19 protein-coding genes (1 of these 19 running past the window's edge) are annotated in these 19,236 nt (G+C 61.9%); 8 read left to right on the forward strand and 11 right to left on the reverse strand.

The annotated features are described in order from the left end of the window. Nucleotides 1-597, reverse strand: the 5' portion of a protein-coding gene (tyrS, locus tag C4S63_RS12775; RefSeq protein ID WP_103917791.1) for a tyrosine--tRNA ligase. The gene continues 603 nt to the left of window position 1, outside the view; the window shows 597 of its 1,200 coding nt (coding positions 1-597); its start codon is at nucleotides 595-597; the stop codon falls past the left edge of the window. A 179-nt stretch (nucleotides 598-776) separates the two neighbouring features. Between tyrS and C4S63_RS12780 the strand changes: the two genes are divergently transcribed. Continuing rightward, nucleotides 777-2,093 carry an OapA family protein gene (locus C4S63_RS12780; RefSeq protein ID WP_103917792.1) on the forward strand — a complete coding sequence of 439 codons (1,317 nt, stop codon included), beginning with the start codon at nucleotides 777-779 and terminating at the stop codon, nucleotides 2,091-2,093. After that, a complete protein-coding gene (locus C4S63_RS12785) occupies nucleotides 2,083-3,183 on the forward strand; it encodes an anhydro-N-acetylmuramic acid kinase (protein WP_103917793.1) in 1,101 nt (366 codons plus the stop codon). Before C4S63_RS12780 ends, C4S63_RS12785 begins: the two co-directional genes overlap by 11 nt. Before the next feature lie 199 nt (nucleotides 3,184-3,382). On the opposite strand, the gene C4S63_RS12790 is transcribed toward C4S63_RS12785, so the two are convergent. From C4S63_RS12790 to C4S63_RS12815, 6 genes are all read right to left on the reverse strand, one after another. After that, entirely contained in the window at nucleotides 3,383-3,916 is a 534-nt protein-coding gene (locus C4S63_RS12790; RefSeq protein ID WP_231874223.1) for a phosphatase PAP2 family protein, read from the reverse strand. A gap of 191 nt (nucleotides 3,917-4,107) precedes the next feature. Next, complete coding sequence (erpA, locus tag C4S63_RS12795) at nucleotides 4,108-4,446, reverse strand: iron-sulfur cluster insertion protein ErpA (protein WP_062817040.1); 339 nt, start codon at nucleotides 4,444-4,446, stop codon at nucleotides 4,108-4,110. A 91-nt stretch (nucleotides 4,447-4,537) separates the two neighbouring features. Then, on the reverse strand, nucleotides 4,538-5,002 hold the full coding sequence (locus C4S63_RS12800; RefSeq protein ID WP_062817041.1) for a polymer-forming cytoskeletal protein: 465 nt from the start codon (nucleotides 5,000-5,002) through the stop codon (nucleotides 4,538-4,540). Nucleotides 5,003-5,011: 9 nt separating this feature from the next. Continuing rightward, the gene (locus tag C4S63_RS12805) at nucleotides 5,012-5,737 is read right to left on the reverse strand and encodes a DUF6776 family protein (protein ID WP_103917794.1); all 726 of its coding nucleotides are present in this window, start codon (nucleotides 5,735-5,737) and stop codon (nucleotides 5,012-5,014) included. A gap of 1 nt (nucleotide 5,738) precedes the next feature. Beyond that, nucleotides 5,739-6,788, reverse strand: a complete 1,050-nt coding sequence (gene argC / locus C4S63_RS12810) for an N-acetyl-gamma-glutamyl-phosphate reductase (protein WP_103917795.1) — start codon at nucleotides 6,786-6,788, stop codon at nucleotides 5,739-5,741. Then, entirely contained in the window at nucleotides 6,761-8,290 is a 1,530-nt protein-coding gene (locus C4S63_RS12815) for a chloride channel protein (protein ID WP_235000014.1), read from the reverse strand. Before C4S63_RS12815 ends, argC begins: the two co-directional genes overlap by 28 nt. Nucleotides 8,291-8,405: 115 nt before the next feature. Here C4S63_RS12815 and hemJ point away from each other — a divergent pair, with 115 nt between their 5' ends. From hemJ to hemL, 6 genes are all read left to right on the forward strand, one after another. Continuing rightward, on the forward strand, nucleotides 8,406-8,849 hold the full coding sequence (gene hemJ / locus C4S63_RS12820; protein ID WP_062817188.1) for a protoporphyrinogen oxidase HemJ: 444 nt from the start codon (nucleotides 8,406-8,408) through the stop codon (nucleotides 8,847-8,849). A gap of 71 nt (nucleotides 8,850-8,920) precedes the next feature. After that, nucleotides 8,921-9,679, forward strand: coding sequence for a hydroxymethylpyrimidine/phosphomethylpyrimidine kinase (locus tag C4S63_RS12825; RefSeq protein WP_103917796.1), 759 nt, complete (start codon nucleotides 8,921-8,923; stop codon nucleotides 9,677-9,679). Further along, nucleotides 9,676-10,317 (forward strand): thiamine phosphate synthase, encoded by a 642-nt coding sequence (gene thiE / locus C4S63_RS12830; RefSeq protein ID WP_103917797.1) that lies wholly within the window; start codon nucleotides 9,676-9,678, stop codon nucleotides 10,315-10,317. Before C4S63_RS12825 ends, thiE begins: the two co-directional genes overlap by 4 nt. Nucleotides 10,318-10,470: 153 nt before the next feature. Further along, nucleotides 10,471-13,269 carry a M12 family metallo-peptidase gene (locus C4S63_RS12835; RefSeq protein WP_103917798.1) on the forward strand — a complete coding sequence of 933 codons (2,799 nt, stop codon included), beginning with the start codon at nucleotides 10,471-10,473 and terminating at the stop codon, nucleotides 13,267-13,269. Then, on the forward strand, nucleotides 13,263-13,712 hold the full coding sequence (locus C4S63_RS12840) for a DUF6174 domain-containing protein (protein ID WP_103917799.1): 450 nt from the start codon (nucleotides 13,263-13,265) through the stop codon (nucleotides 13,710-13,712). Before C4S63_RS12835 ends, C4S63_RS12840 begins: the two co-directional genes overlap by 7 nt. 283 nt (nucleotides 13,713-13,995) lie before the next feature. Then, on the forward strand, nucleotides 13,996-15,276 hold the full coding sequence (gene hemL, locus C4S63_RS12845; protein WP_103917800.1) for a glutamate-1-semialdehyde 2,1-aminomutase: 1,281 nt from the start codon (nucleotides 13,996-13,998) through the stop codon (nucleotides 15,274-15,276). A gap of 48 nt (nucleotides 15,277-15,324) precedes the next feature. Here the strand turns inward: hemL and C4S63_RS12850 are convergent, their stop codons facing one another. The 4 genes from C4S63_RS12850 to mrcB all read right to left on the reverse strand — a co-directional run bounded on the left by C4S63_RS12850 (nucleotide 15,325) and on the right by mrcB (nucleotide 19,024). After that, complete coding sequence (locus C4S63_RS12850) at nucleotides 15,325-15,687, reverse strand: glutaredoxin family protein (protein ID WP_160052771.1); 363 nt, start codon at nucleotides 15,685-15,687, stop codon at nucleotides 15,325-15,327. Nucleotides 15,688-15,762: 75 nt separating this feature from the next. Then, nucleotides 15,763-16,230 (reverse strand): Cys-tRNA(Pro) deacylase, encoded by a 468-nt coding sequence (gene ybaK / locus C4S63_RS12855; RefSeq protein WP_062817051.1) that lies wholly within the window; start codon nucleotides 16,228-16,230, stop codon nucleotides 15,763-15,765. Further along, nucleotides 16,227-16,679 (reverse strand): tetratricopeptide repeat protein, encoded by a 453-nt coding sequence (locus tag C4S63_RS12860; RefSeq protein ID WP_235000015.1) that lies wholly within the window; start codon nucleotides 16,677-16,679, stop codon nucleotides 16,227-16,229. The genes ybaK and C4S63_RS12860 overlap by 4 nt, the downstream gene beginning before the upstream one ends. A gap of 125 nt (nucleotides 16,680-16,804) precedes the next feature. After that, entirely contained in the window at nucleotides 16,805-19,024 is a 2,220-nt protein-coding gene (gene mrcB, locus C4S63_RS12865; RefSeq protein ID WP_235000016.1) for a penicillin-binding protein 1B, read from the reverse strand. Between the last annotated feature and the right edge of the window lie 212 nt (nucleotides 19,025-19,236).

The raw sequence follows: 19,236 nt of genomic DNA on the forward strand, positions 1-19,236 counted from the left end.
TCGCCCCATCAGCAGATTGAACTTTTGGTCAGTCCCCCCCAGCTCCACATCGGCCTCCAGGGCCACAGAGTCATACCCTTGTACCAGCGGGTAGAGGAATTCATGGATGGCAATGGACTGATTGCCCTTGTAGCGCTTGTCGAAATCATCCCGCTCCAGCATCCGCGCCACGGTGTACTGCCCGGCCAGCTTGATCATGCCGGCGGCACCCACCTCATTCATCCATTCGGAATTGAACACCACCCGGGTTTTCGCCGGATCAAGAACCTTGAACACCTGCTCTTTATAGGTCTCCGCATTGCGCAGCACATCCTCGCGGGTCAGCGGAGGGCGGGTGGCGCTTTTTCCGGTGGGGTCGCCGATCATGCCGGTGAAATCCCCGATCAGGAAAATCACCTCATGCCCCAGCTCCTGGAACTGGCGCATCTTGTTGATCAGCACGGTGTGCCCCAGATGCAGATCCGGCGCCGTGGGATCAAAGCCCGCCTTGATCCTCAGGGGCCGGCCGGAGGCCAGCTTTTCCCGCAATTCGTCTTCCTGGATGATTTCATCCGCACCGCGGGAAATGAGCGCCAGTTGTTCGTCCACCGTGGCCATGCCTACCTCTATACTGTCCGGGTACTGTTTGCGCAGAAAAGAACCCCTGCGAGAAAGCCGGCTATTGTAGCACTTGAACGCGGCCAGAGAAGGCAGGTATCTTTGCAGGCCAGTTTTTCGCCGTGCCCTCCCCCTGGGTACGTCCGAGTTTTTATCCAACCAGGTCCCCCACATTCTCCATGAAAGAACTCCTATCTTATGCTGGCAGACTGGTGCGCCAGTTCCCTCGCACCCATTTACTGCTGAGCATGGCCTTGCTGGGCGGCGTCATCCTTATCGCCCTTCGTCCGGACAGTGCTCCGGAGGAGCCCCGCCAACAGGCCAAGACCATCACCCTGCCAGCCAAACCAGCCCGCAAACCCGATCCCCAGCCACCAGCCCCTGACACTCCCCAGTGGCAGACGCTAACCGTGCAAGCCGGTGACAGCCTGTCATCGCTGCTGCAGCCGCTGGGAGTGGGTGCCAGCCAGGTCTTTGCCCTGATCAACAGTGACGACAAACTGAAACGGCTGACCAAGATCCGGCCCGGGGAAACGCTGAAAGTAACCGTGGAGGACGACAGGCTGACCCGGGTGCAGTACCACCCCTCCAAAGTGGAAACCCTTACCGCCCGCCTCAGAGGCGGCGGCTGGGAAACCCGCCTGAGCCAGCGTGAGTACCAGAAACAAACGCGCTTTGCCGAGGCCGAGATCACCGACTCCCTGTTCCTGGCGGGTGCCGCAGCGGGCATCAGCGACAAACTCACCATGCAACTGGCCAACCTGTTTGCCTGGGACGTGGATTTCGTGCTCGACATTCGTCGTGGCGACCGCTTCCGGATCATCTATGAAGAGCTGTATCTGGACGGTGAGAAAGTCGGCGAGGGCGACATCCTGATGGCCGAATTCTGGAACCAGGACCGGCATCTTACTGCCTTCCGCTACGAAACCCGTTCCGGCGATGTGGAATACCTGGATATCAAGGGGGACTCCATGCGCAAGGAGTTCATCCGCACGCCGGTGGCCTTTTCCCGCATCAGTTCCCGCTTCAACCTGAGCCGCAAGCATCCTGTGCTCAACCGGATTCGCGCCCACAAGGGCATCGACTATGCCGCCCCCTCCGGCACTCCGATCAAGGCCGCCGGGGATGGCAAGGTCATCTTTGCCGGGGTCAAAGGCGGCTATGGCAACGTGATCATTCTCAAACACGGGCAGATCTACACCACGCTCTACGCACACATGCGCGGCTTTGCCAAAGGCATCCGGGTGGGGAAACGGGTCAAGCAGGGCCAAACCATTGGTTATGTGGGAGCATCCGGGCTCGCCACCGGCCCTCACCTGCACTATGAATTCCGCATCAACGGCGTGCACCGCAACCCGCTCACCGTTCCCCTCCCCAAGGCGCGGGGCATCAATGACAATGAACGCTCGGAGTTCCTGATTGCCGCCAATCGCCTGAAGGCACAGATGACCCTGTTCTCGGAAGCGTCAACCCTGGCCAGCAGCGATGTCTTCTGATTCCCGCGGGGATTACCTGATCGGTCTGATGACCGGCACCAGCGTGGACGGCATCGACGCGGTGCTGGTGCAGATTGGCAGCGGCGAATTTTTCCTGCAATCCACGCTCAACCTGCCCTTGCCCGCGGACCTGCAGCAGGCAGTGCTGGACCTCTGCCAGCCCGGCGACAATGAGATTGATCGTGCCGGCGCTGTCAGCCGCCAACTCTCTTTATGCTATGCACAGGCCTGCCGGACCTTGCTGGAACAGACCGGCCTGAAGCCAGAGCAGATTCGTGCCATTGGCTGTCACGGCCAGACCGTACGCCACCGGCCGGGCGATGGCGGCTTCAGCCTGCAACTGGGCTGCCCAGATACCCTGGCGGTGGAAACCGGCATCCCCGTGGTCACCAACTTCCGCAACAAGGACATGGCCCTGGGCGGCCAGGGCGCTCCTCTGGTGCCCCCTTTCCATCGGCAACTGTTTGCCCGCACTGGCCAGCGGCGCGCCATTGCCAACATTGGCGGCATGGCCAACGTGACGCTACTGGACGGTGACACCTTGCTGGGCGGCTTTGATACCGGCCCGGGCAATGTGCTGATGGACCTGTGGATCCGCCAGCACCACCAGCAGCCGTTCGACCGCAACGGGGACTGGGCCGCTGGCGGCCAGCCAGACCCGACGCTGCTGGAACAACTGCTGGATGATCCCTACTTCCGGCTGCCACCCCCCAAGAGCACCGGCCGCGAACACTTCCATGGCGAATGGTTGACACGACAGCTGCCGGATCACTACGACGCCCAACAGGTCCAGGCCACCCTGGCCGACCTGACCGCCCGTAGCATCAGCGATGCCCTGGCGGATTTCGCCCCGCAACAACTGCTGGTCTGCGGTGGCGGCGCCCATAACCGCCACCTACTGGCGCGGCTTGGACATTACCTGGGCGTACCGGTGGCCAGCACGGACAGCGAGGGCCTGCACCCGGATTGGGTGGAAGCCGCCGCCTTTGCCTGGCTGGCATGGGCCCGACTGGAAGGACAGTACGGCAATGCGCCGGTGGTCACCGGGGCCTCGAGGGAAGCCATTCTGGGCCAGGTCACCTTGCCCTGAAACGCGAAGAATCCACCCCCATTACCTCGCTATACCCCATAGGAGCGGCGCTCTCTGTGCCCCGCGGGTATGAGCCGCCAATTTTCGTGCGATAAAGGCCGGATCGTTCGCGGCTCAGGCGCCGCTCTTTTTTCGGGAGAAGCCAGAAGAATGTGCGGCCGCAGGACCTGGGCGGGGAGAGGATCGTCGAGAGGAAGGGCTAAACCAGCCAGAGACCCAGCATGGCACAGCTGACACCCAGGGTAGCGCCGGCGAGGATGTCACTGGGGTAATGGACACCCAGCAGCACCCGGGACAGCCCGACCATCACCGCCAGGCCCAGCGCCAGCAGCATCACCGGCGGGTAGAACACGCAGAGCAACGAGGCCATCACGAAGGCGGCAGCGGTGTGTCCGGAGGGAAAACTGAAACGGTCCGCGGGCTGGATGAAGGCAGACAGACTTTCCAGTGCGTCCGCCGGTCGTGGCCGCTTGATAAGATGCTTGAGCAACACAAACAGTGGCACTTCCAGGGCATACGCTGCCATGGCGGTCAGGGCAAACTCACTGCCGCCCTGGCGATCCATCCACCAGATCAGCAGCGTCAGGGCCACATAGAAGGGGCCATCACCCAGCCGCGATACCATACGGGCCATCCGGGCCCGGCGGGCGGCCTGGGGCTGCTGAAGCAACCAGCACATGGCCCGGGTGTCAGCAGCAGTCATTCGTTGAAATGTAGGTTTAGTCGTCATCATGGGGGTAGTTTCCCCCGCAAAAACGACGAAAAGTTGATCAAACAGTGAAGGTTTTGTGACAGCAGGACAGGAGCGAGTGACGAGAAGCGAGTTTCGAACCCCAACTCCATCTCTTTGCCTTTCGCTACTCGTAGCTCGTTACTCGCTTCTTTTGGGCAAAGAGGGCTTACGACAGAGGCAGCAATGTATTCCTAGACGGAGAACGAGGAACCGCAGCCACAGGTAGTAGCCGCGTTGGGGTTGCTAACCACAAAGCGCGAGCCCATCAATCCCTTCTCGTAGTCCACCTGGGAGCCATCCAGGTACTGAATGCTCATGGCATCCACCAGCAGGGTGACACCATCCTTTTCAACGATGGTGTCGTCATCGTTGACCGCTTCATCGAAGGTGAAGCCATAGGAAAACCCGGCACAGCCACCCCCCGTGATATACACGCGCAGTTTCAGTTGCGGATTGCCTTCGTCGTCACGCAGTTCCTTGACCTTGGCGGCGGCGGCATCGGTGAATGAGATCGGGGCGTTTTCGGTCATACTCTCGCTTGCAACGGGTGACGGATTGGCCCGTGGCCAGAAAGGCCAACGGGCTGATTATGTTCCAGTACCCGACTAAAACAGTCAAGAATTATTCGGCCACGGCTTCCTTGCCAGAAGCCTTGCCGGCGTTCTTGCCGGTGGCATCCGGTGCCGGCAGGTTGCGGCGCTCGTCATCCAGGCGGACCAGCTTGCCATTGACCCGCGCGCCCATGACCATCTCGATCATCAGGTAATAGACATTGCCTTCCACCGAGGCCTTTTCCGCCAACTCCAGATTCTCAGTGGCGTGCACATCCCCTTCCACACGACCATTGATGATCACCTGGGGGACCTGAATCTCCCCCTTGACCACACCGCTTTCGCCGATGATCAGACGGCCACCATCCTTGCCCACATTGATATTGCCTTCCACGGTGCCCTGAACATGCAACCCGCCGGTGAATTCAATATCGCCACGAACCGTGGCACTGGGTGCAATCAGGGTATGGTTACGGTAATCCTGGGACGAACCGGATGAACTGCCGGTTGCAGATTTCTTGTCTCGGCCAAGCACGGGTCTCTCCTACTGCCATTTTACGGTTTTTTGTGTCTGGTAACGGTTTCTGCCGCCGCTCTCAGCTTCTATATCTATGGCTTCCAGCTCCACGCCTTCCGGTACCTCAAAGCGGCCATTCAGCTCCTGGAAGTAACGAAACCGGAAGCGCGTCTCACTGCTATCGTCCAACCAGTCGGTGCCCGTCAGGGAAAAGGGCTCACCGTCGCGGGTACCGCGCAGAGTCAGATTGATATCACCGGACAGATAATTACGGTTATCGCCCGCTTGTACCAGAACCAATCTGTAACGGAAGACACCATTGTCATCATCGGGCTGCAACACCATTTTTTCAATTTGCAGCCCTTCGCTGGCGCCTGGCGCCATCACACTCTTGTAAAACACTACCGCCTCTTCCAGCTCGGCGGCCTGATCGCGCAGGGATTTGATCTCCTGACGCAGGGTTTCCCGGGCTTCCCGGGTCACCTCGGTATCGGTTCGGTACAGGGCAAGCTCATTGCGCGCCGCTTCCAGCTCCCGTCGAGCTGTCTTCAGATCGCTGCGCAGGCGCTGGTTCGCTGCAGAGGTGTCCAGGGCACCACTGTTACCCGTCCACAGGCCCCCGACAAACAACATCACCGCCAGGATCAGCAAGGTCACTGCCCACAGGCGGCGGCGTTTTTTCTGCCGGGACGGGCTCACCGGCATCAGCATCACATCATCAATGCCCGCCCGGCTTTTCGGTTTGCGCGCCATATCAGGGCATCAACGGAACGACTGCCAGTCCCGCCCCTTCATCCAACCCGAACATGATATTCATGGCCTGCACCGCCTGGCCGGAGGCCCCCTTCACCAGATTGTCGATCACCGACAGCACCACAATCACGTTCTCGCCCCGTGGCTGGTGCAGGGCAATCCGGCAGGTGTTTGCGCCTTTCACGAAGCGCGTCTCCGGGTGGCTGCCAAGGGGCATCACGTCCACGAAGGGCTCGTTGGCATAACGGGCTTCATAGGCTGCCTGGATCTCCTCCAGGGAGGGCGATTGCGCGGTCAGTTGGCCATAAAGGGTCGCGTGGATACCGCGAATCATGGGAATCAGGTGCGGCACAAAGGTGGCCTTTACCGGCCCACCGGCGATATCGCCCAGGCCCTGCTCAATTTCCGGCAGGTGGCGATGACCGCTGGCCCCATAGGCCTTGTAGCTTTCGCCGGCCTCCGCCAGCAGCATGGGCACCTTGGCCCCCTTGCCGGCACCGCTGGCACCGCTGGCCGCGTTGGCAATCAGCTGGTCCGGATTGATCCAGCCGTTTTCCAGCAATGGCAGATACCCCAACTGGATGGCCGTGGGGTAACACCCGGCACAGGCCACCAGCCGCGCATCACGGAGCTTTTCCCGGTTCACTTCCGGCAACCCGTAGACGGCGTCCGCCAGCAACTCCGGGCAGGCATGGGGCTCACCGTACCAGTCGCTCCACAATTCATGGTCACGGAGCCGGAAATCCGCAGACAGATCCACCACCCTGACCCCGGCATCCATCAATTCCGGCATCATGCGCATGGCCACATTGTGGGGGGTAGCAAAAAACACCACATCACAGGCCGACAGCCGTTTCACATCCGGCTCGCTGAACACCAGATCGGTACGCCCGCGCAGGGAAGGAAACAGGTCTGCCACAGCGATACCCGCCTCGCCCCGGGAGGTAATTACATCCAGAGCCACATGGGGGTGGTTGACCAGCAAGCGCAACAACTCCACCCCGGTGTATCCGGTGCCACCAACTACGCCAACCTTGAGGGGCTCTGCCATATCTTTCTCCACCCTGCTGACCAGGGAACTGCTGCATTTAACAAATGACCCCGCATGATAGGGGCGCCACCCGGGACCGGCAACTTATCCGGGTAATTGTCGCTCGGATTCCTTCCCCGCGGCCCGTTCTGTCCCCCCGTCGTCACCTTTTCCCGGGGTTTCTCCAGCGCCATACCGCGCCCATCCGACAGCCGCTCGGCCAGGGAGTCGTAAAGCGGCCGGGCCCAGACAACCTTGGCCACCGCCGTTGCCAGAAACGCCCCGGCCATCAGCGGCAGCAGGATGTCGTGCCGGTTCCCGGTCAACTCCATGACAATCACAAAAGAAGTAATGGGGCGCTGAATCACACCTGCAAGAAAAGCCGCCATGGCCACCAGGGTAATTCCGACCAGCGAGGACGTCGGAAAAAAGCTGCCGATCACATTACCGAACCCGGCCCCGGCCGCCAGACTTGGTGAGAACAACCCGCCGGGAATACCAGTGAAGTACGACACCAGGGTGGCGGACATCTTGGCCAGGGCAAAGCTCCAGTTGCCCGGGTGCTCCCCGTCCAGCAGGGTACTGGCCTGCTCGTAGCCACTGCCATAGGTAGCGCCACCGGTCAGCAGCCCCAGCAAAACCAGTACCAGCGCGCACATCAACACTACCCGGTAGGGGTGCGCCCTGGCATGGGGAGAAAGAAACTGACTGCCCTTGATCAGCAACCGGCTGAACAGGCCGCCGAACAGACCACATACCAGTCCGGTGACACCAATCGCCGCCCAGTCCCGGGTAATATCCAGGGCGCCCTGGGGGTGCCCGAAAAAACTGTAGTGGCCCATGATCATTAACACCACCACCCCGGACAGGATAATCGCCAGAATCAGGGTACCGCTGGTGCGCTGCTCGAAGGAGCCGGACAGCTCCTCAATGGCGAATACAATGCCGGCCAGCGGCGCATTGAACGCCGCCGACACCCCGGCGGCCCCACCGGCCACGATCAGGGAATTATCCACATATTTCTGATTCAGACGCCCCAGCCGGCCAACCGAATACATCATCGCCGCGCCCATATGCACGCTGGGGCCCTCACGGCCGATACTGGCGCCGCACAGTAATCCCAGGCAGGTCAGAATGAACTTGCCGAAGATCACACGCAGAGAAAGGAAGGTGGGACGCAGCCAGTGGTAGCGCTGCTTGAGCACCACCAGCACCTGGGGAATACCACTGCCCTGGGACTCGGTGCCCAGCTGCCGCATCAACCAGACGATCAGCAACATGCCCAGAGGCGTGATCAGCACGGGCAACAGTGGCGACTGCTCGTGGATCTGATTAAAGGTGTGCGACGCCAGTTCAGCTACCCAGGCAAACGCCACCACCAACAACCCCACCAGCACAGCGCCGATCCAGAACACCGCACGCAGCTTCCAGTCCTCCCAGGAGCCAAGCTGACGACGACTCACGCGGCGAGTGCGAAACAGGTAGTAACGCATCAGACGACGGTGGCGTGGCCGCTTATTCACGGGACTCCTTGGCAATCAGTGCTGGTTGACGAAACAATGGCAGGAAGTCGGTATAGTCTACGCTCTGACTCCCGATCCCTCCACTCACACCACCCCGGAGACTTGCCACATCATGATGCAGTTCGCCCTGGACCACCTGCTCTGGATCAAAGCCTTTCACCTGATCGCGGTGATCTGCTGGTTCGCCGCCATCTTTTACCTGCCTCGCCTGTTCGTCTATCACGCCATGGCAGAGGACACGGCCAGCCGGGAACGTTTCAAGGTGATGGAACGCAAACTGTACCGGGGCATCATGAACCCCAGCATGATCGTCACCGTGTTGCTGGGCCTGTGGATGCTGATGGCCAACTGGGAAGCCTATAAAGGCTTCGGCTGGATGCACGCCAAACTGACGCTGGTCTTCTTGCTGATCGGCTATCACCACGTCTGCCTGGCCTACCTGAAAAAATTCGCCGCCGACGCCAATACCAAAAGTGACAAGTTTTACCGGATCTTCAACGAGATCCCCGTGTTTCTGCTGGTGGCCATTGTTATATTGGCGGTAGTGCGACCATTCTGAAAAACGCTTAACGCCTGACGCCGGACTAAAAGGTCGCCCGCACGTCAGGCGTGCCGCGTCAGGCATTTTTTATGAAACCCAATATTCTCGTCATCGCTGGCCACGACCCTTCCGGGGGCGCCGGCATCCATGCAGACATTGAAGCCATTCGCGCCCTGGGTGGCTTTGCCTCCACCCTGATCACCGGGCTCACCGTGCAGAACAGCCAGAACGTGCGCGGTTTCCGCCTCACCGACGTGGATCTGCTGCGCCAACAGGCCGCTACCCTGTTGGAGGATTACTCCTTCCAGGCGGTAAAAATCGGCATGACCGGCTCCGTGGCCATCATCGACTTTATCGCCGAGCTGTTGCAGCAACTGCCCGGCGTACCCGTGATTCTCGACCCGGTGTTGGCCGCCGAAGCCGGCGGTAGCCTGGCCAGCGAATCCCTGGCGGAGGCCATGCTGGAAAAGCTGGCGCCTCTCTGCGACGTGATGACCCCCAACCTGCCCGAAGCCCAGGCACTCACCGGGCGTCAGTCTGTCGCTGACTGCGGCGGCGAGCTGGTAAAACGCACCGGGCGCGCCACCCTGATCACCGGCACCCACGACGACACCGACCAGGTCACCAACCACCTGTTCAGCGCCGACGGCGAGCAACAGTGGAACTGGGAGCGTCTCCCCCACAGCTATCACGGCTCCGGTTGCACCCTGGCGTCATCCATCGCCTGCCTGCGCGGCCACGGGGAATCCCTGGCCAATGCGGTGGCAGACGGCCAGGCCCATGTGGACCGTTTCCTGCGCAACGCCTTCCGCCCGGGCCATGGCCAGCACGTGCCAGACCGGCGATGAAGCACCCCGCAATCCACGGCCTGTACGCCATCACCGACCCGGCCCTGATCCCCGATCGGCAATTACTGCCCGCCGCAGAGGCAGCCCTGCGCGGTGGCGCCCGCCTGCTGCAATACCGGGACAAGACCGCCACCCCGGCACAACGCCGTCATCGTGCCAGCCAGCTTCAAACCCTGTGCCGGCAATATGGCACCCTCTTTCTGGTCAACGACGACCCGGCCCTGGCCGCAGACATTGAGGCCGACGGTGTCCATATCGGCCAGAGTGACGGCGGCATTGCCCGCGCGCGACAACGACTCGGGCCCGGCAAAATTATCGGCGTTACCTGTCATGGCGACCTGACTCTGGCCGAGCAGGCCGCTGAAGCCGGCGCCGACTACGTGGCCTTCGGCCGCTTCTTCCCCTCTCGCACCAAGCCACAGGCCCCGCCTGCGGATTCCGCTATCCTCCAGCAAGCTCGCAAGCGGCTGGCCATTCCACTGGTCGCCATCGGCGGCATTGATGCGGAGAACGGTGGCCGCCTCCTGGAGCAGGGTGCCGACGCCCTGGCAGTGATCCATGCCCTGTTTTCCAGCCCGGCACCGGAGCACGTTGAGCAGGCTGCCCGTCGGCTGGCAGCCCTGTTTGTGACCGGCTGAGCAAAGACTTTCCCTGTACGCCCGTCCAGATCGCCAGGAATGGGATCCGCCGCACAACATACCCGCCCGCAGGGACGCAAAATCCCCCGCAACAACTACACCGAAATAGCCAGATAAAAAATACGAAAAACCCAGTAAGGGGGAGAATCACTCATGTCATCCCGTTTTCGCCGACCGCTGGCCCGGTGGCGCGGCCTGCTGCTGGCCGCACTGCTTATCCCCGCCAGCCAGGGAATCGCTGCATCCGCTCAAACCAGCACCGACGTGTTTATCGATGGCAGCCGTTACCGGGCCGTTCTGTCACCCAGCCCCGCCCGTATCGGTATGTCCGACGCGGATCGGCAACTCCTCAGGGGCGAACACTACAGCGGCACACTGGAACAGGTGCCGGACAGCTGGGTGCGCCTGTCACGGCTGGATGATCGCTGGTCCGGGGTAGTGTCGCTGCATGGCGAAATGCACATTATCGATAGCACCACCTTCAGCCAGGAGCACAACCTCCCCGTGGCCCGCTCCCTGCAAAGCCTGCAGGCACCCGGCACCTGCGGCGTAGGCAATGGCACCCACAGCTCCCTGGAACTGCCAACCCGGGAAGGCGCCAGCGCGCGTTCAGGCGAATACCACATTGCCGCGGCCACCCTGGAAGAGATGTGCACCGATCAGGTTGACGGTGTCTGTCTGTTGCCCGAGAAATACCTGATCGTCGACCATCTGTTTCAACAGAAGCACCCGGATACCTATCAGGACAAGGTGGTGGAACTGCTCAACATCATCGACGGTTTCTACCGCAATGATCTGAACATGGTGTTCGACAACCTGCATGTGGAATTTCCCAGTGAGGAGCTGCTGCTGGAGTCCACCAGCGCCAATGAATTGCTGGTGGATCTGCGTGAGAAGTACCACGGCTTTTCCTTCGCCGACACCAGCACGGCGAGCCCACTGATGGAACTGCTGTCCGGTCGTGAATTCGATGGTTCCACGGTCGGCCTTGCCTATGTGGGCACCCTCTGTAATACCAATGGCTACGCCACCGGCGTCACCCAGGAGTACGTCAACATTCCCCTGACGGCCATCGTCATGGCCCATGAGATCGGCCATAACTTCGGCGCCAACCACGACAATGTGGAAGCCGACCAGGTCGACAACCCGGAGCGTTACTGCGGCAACGGCCATATCATGTCCAGCTTTGCCGACCCCAGCGCCACCGGCTTTTCCCGTTGCTCGGTAACCCAGATGACGGCCAAGGTCGACAGCCTCAACAACCAGGATGCCTGCTTCAACTACCCGGTGGATGCAGGATTCAGCGCTGACAGCGCCAACCCGGAGCGCTTTGATAACAGCACCGGCACCACCCTGGCCCTGGCCTTTACCCTGGACTACCAGCAAGCCTCACGAGCGCCAGACCAAATCCAGCTGCAGGGGAATCTCAGCAATGCCCGGATCGAGCAACTGACCCTGCCGGATGGTGACTGCAGCATTGCCCCGGATCAGCGCAGCTATAGCTGCTCTCTGACACCGCCCTTCGCCCCTGCCAGCCTGACACTAGGCATCATCAGCACCACCCCGGCTGACGCTCTCCTGACACAGACAGCCACGATCATTGGCAGCGAAGTGAAGGACATCCTTCCCGGTAACGACCAACTGAGCACCCCTCTGACCTATGACATTGTCTCCAGTCAGCCGAACGACCTGCAGGCCCAGGTCCAGCAGGCGCCGCCACAGGTGACCCTGACCTGGACCGACCGGGCGTTTACCGAAACCGGGTACCGGGTCGAGCGCGCCAGCAACGACGGCAGCTGGGCGCTGCTGGTCAGCCTGCCGGCCGACAGCGAGACCCATATCGACACCGGCATCGACACTGATCTCAACTATCAATACCGCGTCATTGCCGAAAGCAACGACATCACCGGCGACAGCTCAAACGTCGTCAGCATCAGGGTAGAGGGCACACCGGCTGCCCCGGCCAACCTGACCACCGCCTTGGCGCAAGGCGGTATCCAGTTGAGCTGGAACGACCAGGCAGACAATGAGCAGCGCTACGAAGTCCAGCGCCGCCGGGACAACAATGGCAGCTGGACAAGCTGGACCCCTCTTGTGGAAGACCTGGCCACGGACAGTGTGCAATATCTGGACAGCACCGCTGTGCTCGGCGAGCGCTACCAGTACCGCGTCATTGCCCATAACGCCACGCTGGCTTCAGCGCCATCCAATCTGGCCGAGATCCAGTTTGGCTCCCGGCCCGAAGCGCCCTCCAACCTGACCAGCCGCCTACTGGAAAACGCCCTCCGCCTGACCTGGCAGGACCAGGCCGACAACGAAACCGGCTTCCGGATTCTGCGCCAGCAATTCAACGGGCAGGCCTGGAGTGAATGGCAGAGCCTCGTCGAGCTGGGCAGCAACCAGACCCGCCACGATGACAGCTCTGTCATCCCCGGCACGTTATATCGTTATCAGGTGCAGGCCTTCAATGCCGTGGGCTCCTCGCCGCTGAGTAACAGCGCCGAGCAGCTCTTCGAACGGGTACCGGCCGCCCCTGACAACCTGCAGGCACAGCGCCAGAACAGTGCCGTGGTATTGCAGTGGCAGGATAATGCCGACAATGAATTCGGCTTCCGCATCGAGCGCCAGCGCCAGGACGGCGACACCTGGCTGGCCTGGCAGGCCATCGCTGAGCTGAATGCCAACAGCACCCGCTATACCGATACCCGCGTCACCGTGGGCAATCGTTATCGCTACCGGGTTTCCAGCCTGAACAGCGCCGGCCCCTCTACGCCTTCGGCAATGGCGACGATCACCCTGAACAACGAGATCACCCCAACCGGCGATGACAACACCTTCGATGACAGCACGCCGCCACAGGATTTCAATGATGATGGCGGCAGCGCAGGCTTCCTGACCGGCCTGCTGGCACTGCTGGTGCTGCGGCGTCGTAGAGGCACTGCCCCATGCTGAGCCTGAAACCGCTGATGACGCTGCTGCTGGCAACCTTGCTGTGCGCCTGCCAGGTGGGCAGCAAGGACAGCGCAAGCGATCCTTTGACCCAGGCCCGACAACGCTGGGTCGACCTGGGCCTGCAGCATTACCGCTACCAGGTCCGCCAGCAGTGTTACTGCGGCCAACAGGCCCTGATCCCCGCGACTGTTCTGGTCAACGGCCAACAGGCCAGACTGGACAGTCCCGACCATGCCGCGCGGGCCCCTCTGGCCCGCACCGTGGAAGCCTGGTTTGACCTGATAGAGGAAAAACAGCGCAAGGGCTGGCACCAGGTGGACGTGGACTACCACCCGCAACAGGGTTACCCCCGCCATATCCGACTGGATTTCGATCCGCGCATGGCCGATGACGAGCAGCAGTACTGGATCGAGAACCTGGTGCCGGCAGCGGCCAGACCCTAAACCCGCCCCTTCTCTGGCCAAGCCGCCACTCACCCCTCATAATGCCGCCACTTTCCCGTGGCGGATCCGGGTGACCCATGTGGAAAGTTCGGTAATCGTTCGCTGCGCCAACATCCCCGGCTCGGAATGAAAACGCCTGAACCTGGCCCAGACCCTGTCATGGGCCCTTCATGCTCCAGCGACACCATCAACCGTAATTTCCAGTGTGCGCCCCGGTGCACACCGCCGCCCGCGCGGCCTGCGATGCCAGGCGTCGCCAACAGCCAAAGCAAGAGGACACACCATGAGCCGCAAGCACTCTGAACAGCTTTTCCGTCAGGCACAGAAACATATTCCCGGCGGTGTTAACTCCCCGGTGCGCGCCTTCAAGGGCGTTGGCGGCACCCCGGTGTTTTTCCATTCCGCCAGCGGCGCCTACCTGTACGATGAAGACGACAATCGCTACATCGACTATGTGGGTTCCTGGGGGCCAATGATTCTGGGTCATAACCATCCCCAGGTGATTGCCGCCGTGCAGGCCGCCGTACAGAACGGCCTCAGCTTTGGCGCCCCCACCGCCACCGAAGTGGCCATGGCGGACAAGGTCTGCGAACTGGTGCCCTCCATGGACATGGTGCGCATGGTCAACTCCGGCACCGAAGCCACCATGAGTGCCATCCGCCTGGCCCGGGGCTACACCGGCCGCGACAAGATCGTCAAATTCGAGGGTTGCTACCACGGCCATGTGGACAGCTTGCTGGTAAAAGCCGGTTCCGGCGCCATGGGCATCCCCGGCTCCCCCGGTGTGCCCGCCGCCGTCACCGGTGACACCCTGGTACTGGACTACAATGATGCCGCCAGTGTGGAGACGGCCTTCCAGGAATACGGCGACCAGATTGCCGCCGTCATCGTCGAGCCGGTAGCCGGCAACATGAACTGCGTGCCCCCCACCAAGGCATTCCTGCAGGCCCTGCGCCAGTACTGTGACGACCATGGCTCCGTGTTGATCTTCGACGAGGTGATGACCGGTTTCCGGGTCGCCCTGGGCGGCGCCCAGGCGCTCTATGACGTGACTCCGGACATGACCACCCTGGGCAAAATCATCGGTGGCGGCATGCCGGTGGGCGCCTTCGGCGGCAAAAAAGCCATCATGGAACACCTGGCGCCGCTGGGTCCGGTCTACCAGGCCGGCACCCTGTCCGGTAACCCGGTGGCCATGGCCGCCGGGCTGACCACCCTGAACCTGCTCAGTGAACCCGGCTTCCATGACGCCCTGGCCGAAAAGACCACCCGCCTGCTGGACGGCCTGACCGAAGCCGCCCATGCGGAGGGGGTCGCCTTCACCACCGCGCAAGCGGGGGCCATGTTCGGCATGTTTTTCACGGATCAAAGTCGCATCAGCGGCTTTGCAGACGTGATGGCCTGCGACAGCGAACGCTTCAACCGCTTCTTCCATGCCATGCTGGACCAGGGCATCTACCTGGCCCCCAGCGCCTTTGAGGCAGGCTTTGTGTCAGCAGCCCATAGCGATGAAGATATCGCGGCCACCATTGCCGCGGCCCGCAAGGCCTTTGCGACGGTATAACCACACCGCGCCGCACGCGTGTCGGCGAGCTGCCAGCCCGCAGGCACGCTAGCGTAGACGCTGGTCCATCACCTGCGGATTAAACCCGGAGAACGGTGTGCCGTTAATCAGGAACAACGGCACACCGCGCCCCCCATGACGGCGCCATTCCTCTTCGTAACGGGAATTGCGTGTCACATCCCGCTCTTCATAGGCAATGCCACGTTCAGAAAAATAACGTCGGGCCTGCCGGCACACCCCACAGGTTGGCGTGGAATACATAATCAGATCCGGCTGACGGTTGGTCGCCGCCAGTGTGGCAGGCATCGCCATACCCGGTTCGGCAGGCAGCCCCATGGCCTCACGCAATTCTCCCCGGAACTGCACCAGCAAAAGGACCAGCACCCCCACCAACACCACCATTTTTCCCATCGTCCATCCCCCAACTGTCATCCGTAACCCGATTCTTCCACCACCCGGCCGTGCCCAACCACACCGCGCGGCCCGTCAAACCCGAACCAATGGCGCGCTATGCCCCCCGGTCAACACCAGCAGATCCGTCGGTGCCATGGCGATTTCCAGCCCCCGCCGCCCGGCACTCATGAATATCCGGTCCTGTCCATTGGCGCTGCTGTCCAGGTACAACGGCAGCCGCTTCTTCTGCCCCAGCGGGCTGATGCCGCCTAGCACATAGCCAGTGAGCCGTTGTGCCCTGTCCGCTGGACACATGGCGGCTTTCTTGCCGCCATGGGCCATGGCGAGAAATTTCAGGTCCAGCTGATGGGCCACTGGCACCATGGCGACCACCGGCTGTGCATCCACCAGGGTCAGCAGTGTCTTGAAGACTTTTTCCGCAGGTAGCTGCAGGGCTTCCGCCGCCTCCAGTCCGTAGCTTTCGGCCTTGGGATCATGCTCGTAACGGTACACCTGAAAAGGCATGCCGGCCTGTTTTGCCGCCTCTACGGCGGGTGTCATACCGGCCTGGCCTTCGGATTGCGCAGTTCCCCGGCCTTGTCGCGGGCCTGGCGGGCCCCCGCCTTGTCGCCCTGGCGGTCACGGGCAGTGGCTACCAGGTCCCACAAGCCGGCGCGGTAGTCATCATGGTCCGGGGCCAGACGCAACGCCTTTAGTGCGAAGCCTTCCGCCCCCCGGGGATCGCCCTCGGAAAGCCGCAGGCCTGCCAGCTCTTTGTACAGCCAGGATGAATCCGGGGCGATATTGAGAGCCCGCTCCAGATAACGCTCCGCCACCGATGTCTGGCCCTGCTGACGGGCTTGTTCCGCCCGGTTCAACAACCCCAGTGCCGGCGAGCCTTCCAGTTCCTGGCTGGCGGTCATCGGTTCCGCCGGTTCCTCAACCGCGGGCCGAACCGCGCACCCTGCGAGCACCACACTGATCAACACCAGTTGAATAAGTCTTTTCACTGTCCACATCCTCAACATCCCTGAAACGCGCCACTTTGATCGCGCGTTGCGGCGGCGGGCAACCTCTCAGAAAACGAGGCATGCCCGGTGAAATTCGCGTTGTCCCCGGGATCGGTTAACCGTCACTAGTCAAACAGCCCCTTGAACCAGCCCTTGATGCCCTTGCCGGTCTCCTTCACCTTCCCGCAGCCGTCGCTTTCCTGGGGAATCGAGACTTCCAGCATGGGATAGCGGCGGGCCTCGCTGCAGCCCTCGGCACTGGTGCGGCGACCGTCCGGGTTCATCCACACCCACTCCACGCCGGCGGGCGGAGTTTGTGACAGGCTGCGCTGGGGAAGTTTGCCCATCAACTGCGCCCAGACCGGCAAGGCACCACTGGACCCGGTAATGCCCGCATTGCGGTTATCGTCCCGACCCACCCAGACTACCGCCAGATGGTTGGCGGAAAAACCGGCAAACCAGGCATCACGAAAATCATTACTGGTGCCGGTCTTGCCGGCCACCTTGAGCGCTTCAGGCAGCGACGCCCGGGCGGCACGCCCGGTCCCCTTCTCGACCACCTGCTGCATGGCCCATTGGGTCAGGAAAGCCGGCCCGGCGTCCACCACCTCATCGGTATTGACCGGGTAGCGGGCCAGCGGCTTGGCTTCCTTGTCGAGCACATCGGTGATGGAACGCAGGCGGGTACTGAAGCCCCCGGTGGACAGCGGCTGATACATCATCGCCACCTCGAACGGGGTCAGTTCCAGACTCCCCAGAAGAATGCTGGGGTAGAGGGGAATATTGCGGGTCACTCCCAGGGTCTTCATGGTGTCAGCCACCCTGTCCAGGCCCACATCCAGCCCAAGCCGGGCCGTGCCCTGATTACGGGAGTAGGTGAGCACATCCACCACCGGCATGGCACCCCTGGACTGGTTGTCGAAGTTTTGCGGTGACCAGGTGGTGCCGTTGGGCAGCGTCACTTGCACAGGCCCATCTTCCACCTGGGTCGCCAGGGACCATTGCTTGGGCTGACTCACCGCCGACAACACCACCGCCGGCTTGGCCAGCGATCCGATGGGACGCTGGGCATCCAGGGCACGGTTGAAACCCGCCTCCCGGGAGCTGCGATTGCTGACCAGGGCCAGCACATCCCCCTGGGCCGGGGCCACCACGACCACGGCGCCATTCAGTTTTTTGCTCTCGTCAGGATCGCGACGGTTCAGGTGGTCACGGAGGGCGCCCTCCGCCGCCAGCTGTGCCAGCACGTCCAGAGTGGAGTGAATACGCAGCCCCTCATCGCTGAGCACCTCCGGCGGGTAATCCCTGGCCAGCTGGCGACGCACCAGATCAATAAAGGCAGGAAACGCATACAGCGCCGAGGCACCGCGGGGGACCACTTCCAGCGAACGGTTGCTGTACTTGTCGTAATCCGCTTTCGACAAGGCGCCCTCGTCCATGGCCACTTTCAATACCGTGTTGCGGCGATCCAGGGAACGTTCCGGGTGACGGCGCGGGTCATACCAGCTGGGCCCCTTGAGCAGGGCGACCAACGTGGCCAGGTGATGAGGCTCCAGCTCTTCCAGCGGGCGCCCGAACAGGAACTGGGCGCCCAGCCCCATACCATGAATGGCACGGGCACCGTCCTGACCCAGGTACACCTCGTTCAGGTAGGCCTCAAGAATCTGCTCCTTGCTGTAATGCAGCTCCAGCAACATGGCCATGGGCATTTCCAGCAGCTTGCGCGACAAGGTGCGCTCGGAAGTAAGCCAGAAATTCTTCACCAGCTGCTGTGTCAGGGTGCTGCCGCCCTGTACCAGCCGACCGGCCTTGATGTTGGCCAGCATGGCCCGGGCCAGACCACGCAGGGAAATACCATGGTGGTCGTAGAACGCCTGATCCTCCGTGGCAATCAGCATGTCCACCAACAAGGGCGGCACCTTGCCCAGCGGCACCAGCACCCGGTCTTCCGCGTGTTGGGGGTGAATACTGCCAATCTGCAGGGGTTCGAGACGGGCCAGACGGTCGCCGCCGGCCTCCAGAGATCGTATCTGCCCGCCAGACAGGCTCAGCCGGATACGTTCGGCCTTCTCCCCGCCATCACTGTCACTGAAACCGCGGGTATGCAGTAACAGACTGCTGCCCTGCACCGCATAGCTCCCCGGGGTGGACGCCCGTGAGTCGCGCCGGTAGCGCATCAGGTCCAGTAACTTGAGCATATCCTCGCGGGACAGCACCCGGCCTTCATAGAGCTCCACTGGCCGGGCATAGACCCGGGCCGGCAGTTGCCAGACATGGGCATCAAAACGCTCACGGACCAGCGCATCCAGATACGCCAGCCCGGCGGCCCCCAGCACCAGTGACACCAGCGCCACCTTGCCCACAAAGGGCCAGCTGAACCAGCGACGCTGCGCGCCGTTGCTGCGTTTTTTCCGATTTGGTTGCCGCCGCGATCGCGCGGGGGACTTTTTCGCTTTTTTTGCCATGGGCCGGAGTATAGAGAAAAGTGTGAGTGTTTTATGAGTCTGTCGGGACGTATCCGTTCCCTTCACGGGAATTTGAGTAAATTTTGCAACCG

This window comes from Alcanivorax sp. DSM 26293 (assembly GCF_900107995.1).
Taxonomy (GTDB): Bacteria; Pseudomonadota; Gammaproteobacteria; order Pseudomonadales; family Alcanivoracaceae; genus Alcanivorax.

Bases quoted from the DNA above. Each gene is read 5' to 3' on its own strand.
- C4S63_RS12825 (WP_103917796.1), top strand. From the start codon at position 8,921: ATGAAACCCAATATTCTCGTCATCGCTGGCCACGACCCTTCCGGGGGC.
- C4S63_RS12850 (WP_160052771.1), bottom strand. From the start codon at position 15,687: ATGGGAAAAATGGTGGTGTTGGTGGGGGTGCTGGTCCTTTTGCTGGTG.
- hemJ (WP_062817188.1), top strand. From the start codon at position 8,406: ATGCAGTTCGCCCTGGACCACCTGCTCTGGATCAAAGCCTTTCACCTG.
- C4S63_RS12835 (WP_103917798.1), top strand. From the start codon at position 10,471: ATGTCATCCCGTTTTCGCCGACCGCTGGCCCGGTGGCGCGGCCTGCTG.
- thiE (WP_103917797.1), top strand. From the start codon at position 9,676: ATGAAGCACCCCGCAATCCACGGCCTGTACGCCATCACCGACCCGGCC.
- argC (WP_103917795.1), bottom strand. From the start codon at position 6,788: ATGGCAGAGCCCCTCAAGGTTGGCGTAGTTGGTGGCACCGGATACACC.
- hemL (WP_103917800.1), top strand. From the start codon at position 13,996: ATGAGCCGCAAGCACTCTGAACAGCTTTTCCGTCAGGCACAGAAACAT.
- C4S63_RS12785 (WP_103917793.1), top strand. From the start codon at position 2,083: ATGTCTTCTGATTCCCGCGGGGATTACCTGATCGGTCTGATGACCGGC.
- C4S63_RS12840 (WP_103917799.1), top strand. From the start codon at position 13,263: ATGCTGAGCCTGAAACCGCTGATGACGCTGCTGCTGGCAACCTTGCTG.
- C4S63_RS12805 (WP_103917794.1), bottom strand. From the start codon at position 5,737: ATGGCGCGCAAACCGAAAAGCCGGGCGGGCATTGATGATGTGATGCTG.
- erpA (WP_062817040.1), bottom strand. From the start codon at position 4,446: ATGACCGAAAACGCCCCGATCTCATTCACCGATGCCGCCGCCGCCAAG.
- C4S63_RS12780 (WP_103917792.1), top strand. From the start codon at position 777: ATGAAAGAACTCCTATCTTATGCTGGCAGACTGGTGCGCCAGTTCCCT.
- ybaK (WP_062817051.1), bottom strand. From the start codon at position 16,230: ATGACACCCGCCGTAGAGGCGGCAAAACAGGCCGGCATGCCTTTTCAG.
- C4S63_RS12790 (WP_231874223.1), bottom strand. From the start codon at position 3,916: ATGATGACGACTAAACCTACATTTCAACGAATGACTGCTGCTGACACC.